Here is a 1,618-nt window from a genome sequence, read left to right as displayed (position 1 = left end):
GATGGCCACCAATACTTGGTGATGCTCCTTAGAAAGGAGGTGATCCAGCCGCACCTTCCGGTACGGCTACCTTGTTACGACTTAGTCCCAATCACCGATCCCACCTTCGACAGCTCCCTCACGAGGATGGGCCACTGGCTTCGGGTGTTACCGACTTTCGTGACTTGACGGGCGGTGTGTACAAGGCCCGGGAACGTATTCACCGCAGCGTTGCTGATCTGCGATTACTAGCGACTCCGACTTCATGGGGTCGAGTTGCAGACCCCAATCCGAACTGAGGCCGGCTTTTTGGGATTCGCTCCACCTCACAGCTTCGCAACCCATTGTACCGACCATTGTAGCATGCTTGAAGCCCAAGACATAAGGGGCATGATGATTTGACGTCGTCCCCACCTTCCTCCGAGTTGACCCCGGCAGTCTCCCATGAGTCCCCACCCGAAGTGCTGGCAACATGGAACGAGGGTTGCGCTCGTTGCGGGACTTAACCCAACATCTCACGACACGAGCTGACGACAACCATGCACCACCTGTGCACCAGTCCGAAGAACACCCCATCTCTGGGGCTGTCCGGTGCATGTCAAGCCTTGGTAAGGTTCTTCGCGTTGCATCGAATTAATCAGCATGCTCCGCCGCTTGTGCGGGCCCCCGTCAATTCCTTTGAGTTTTAGCCTTGCGGCCGTACTCCCCAGGCGGGGCACTTAATGCGTTAGCTACGGCGCGGAAAACGTGGAATGTCCCCCACACCTAGTGCCCAACGTTTACGGCATGGACTACCAGGGTATCTAATCCTGTTCGCTACCCATGCTTTCGCTTCTCAGTGTCAGTAATGGCCCAGAGACCTGCCTTCGCCATCGGTGTTCTTCCTGATATCTGCGCATTTCACCGCTACACCAGGAGTTCCAGTCTCCCCTACCACACTCTAGCCTGCCCGTACCCACCGCACGCCCGAGGTTGAGCCTCGGGTTTTCACGGCAGACGCGACAAGCCACCTACAAGCTCTTTACGCCCAATAATTCCGGACAACGCTTGCGCCCTACGTATTACCGCGGCTGCTGGCACGTAGTTAGCCGGCGCTTCTTCTGCAGGTACCGTCACTTTCGCTTCTTCCCTACTGAAAGAGGTTTACAACCCGAAGGCCGTCATCCCTCACGCGGCGTCGCTGCATCAGGCTTCCGCCCATTGTGCAATATTCCCCACTGCTGCCTCCCGTAGGAGTCTGGGCCGTGTCTCAGTCCCAGTGTGGCCGGTCGCCCTCTCAGGCCGGCTACCCGTCATCGTCTTGGTAAGCCATTACCTCACCAACAAACTGATAGGCCGCGAGCCCATCCCCCACCGATAAATCTTTCCACCACACACCATGCGATGCGCAGTCATATCCGGTATTAGCCACGATTTCCCGAGGTTATCCCGAAGAAGGGGGCAGGTTGCTCACGTGTTACTCACCCGTTCGCCACTAATCAACCCGTGCAAGCACGGGCGTCATCGTTCGACTTGCATGTGTTAAGCACGCCGCCAGCGTTCGTCCTGAGCCAGGATCAAACTCTCCATGAAAACATGAAAAACAATAAATCCCAGCAAAAACAGACAAACAACCAGCATTACTGCTGTTGTCCATCAA

General features: G+C 56.2%; 1 rRNA gene. It reads right to left on the bottom strand.

From position 1 onward, the window contains the following. Window positions 1-32: 32 nt before the first annotated feature. Window positions 33-1,551, bottom strand: a 16S ribosomal RNA gene (locus MU407_RS13520). Between the last annotated feature and the right edge of the window lie 67 nt (window positions 1,552-1,618).

It is taken from the genome of Brachybacterium sp. Marseille-Q7125 (assembly GCF_023062615.1).
GTDB lineage: Bacteria > Actinomycetota > Actinomycetes > Actinomycetales > Dermabacteraceae > Brachybacterium.
Note: the sequence above shows the minus strand (reverse complement) of the source record. Positions and strands in the feature narration are given on the sequence as shown.